The following is a 1,077-nucleotide window of genomic DNA, read 5'->3' as shown; positions in this document are numbered from 1 at the left end:
GGCCCCAAGTTAATCAAACCAAACATAGCTTCATAAGCCCGAGAAACCCACCTCGTCGAGCTATGAGACTTAACGAGCGCGTTCGAGCTGGTTCGTGGCGAGGTCATAGGTTGATCCCGGATCAAAAAATGTAGGCGGGCCACGCACCGGTCGCTCGGAGCGTGGTCTCGAACCGGGTCTGAACGGCGGCTTCTGCGATACATGTCGAAGTTGGTGCGCGCCGCTCCGGCTGCGCTTGGTTGAGTGGGCTGCGGGGGCTGGATTGGACGTGAAGGGACAGACAAGCGAGCCCCCGTCTGGGTCTATGCACTTTGGTGCTACTTGATCATGGCCGTGTCAAAATCCGACCGGTCGCGCACGTCGACCATGGATCAACGTGGGATCAACGTGACGTTCACTGGCGCGAATTCGGACTAGGCGAAACTCAGCCCGACCTTGTATTGGGGGGCTGTTGCGCTCCGCCAGCTCGTTTGTTCTTCTCGCCATACGGCTCCCCGGATCGCCTCCGAGCAGTGAAACACGGGCCTGATGCCAACGCGAGCGGAGTCTTAAACTGTCGTATTGCAGGAATCGCGGCGGCCGCCATCGAATATTTGCGGCTTGCAAGCCGACCGGTGGACAGATTAAGGCTGCGGGCCGACGTGGCCCATGCTTGTTGTCGATGCGGATCGGGCGGTGTATTCGTAACGCGTTCGAGAGGTCCGTCGTCCACCCACCGGCGGAGAGTTCACCGGCGCGACGATAACGGCGCGCTGTTGTTGCGGCTGGCATTGGGCCGACTTCGCCGGCAACGCGACGACAAAACACAAATCTGGAAGCGGGCTCGTGAAAGCTGTCGCTGTTCAACTGCGAAACCTTGTCGGTTTGCTGATCGAAGTCGTCGTGCTGCTGTCGCGACGTTATGTGAAGTCCCGGTTCGATTCGAGGCCTGCTGTCCGGGTCGTCGACGGTCCGGTATGGCTCGGCGATCTGGCCATCGGGCTCGGGGGGATTCCGCCAGAGGACATCAAGGTCCAGGTCGACCGGTGTCCTTACACGTGCCCGGCCCGTGCGGCTGCCGGCGCGGCGAGCCCGGGC

General features: G+C 61.4%; 1 protein-coding gene. It reads left to right on the top strand.

The features are described 5' to 3' along the window. Nucleotides 1–864: 864 nt before the first annotated feature. The coding region (locus tag ABTU92_RS29340) for a hypothetical protein (RefSeq protein WP_408095078.1) at nt 865–1,077 on the top strand (213 nt) is incomplete at its 3' end.

It is taken from the genome of Rhodoplanes sp. SY1 (genome assembly GCF_046000175.1).
In the GTDB taxonomy this organism is placed as follows: Bacteria; Pseudomonadota; Alphaproteobacteria; order Rhizobiales; family Xanthobacteraceae; genus Rhodoplanes.
Note: the sequence above shows the minus strand (reverse complement) of the source record. Positions and strands in the feature narration are given on the sequence as shown.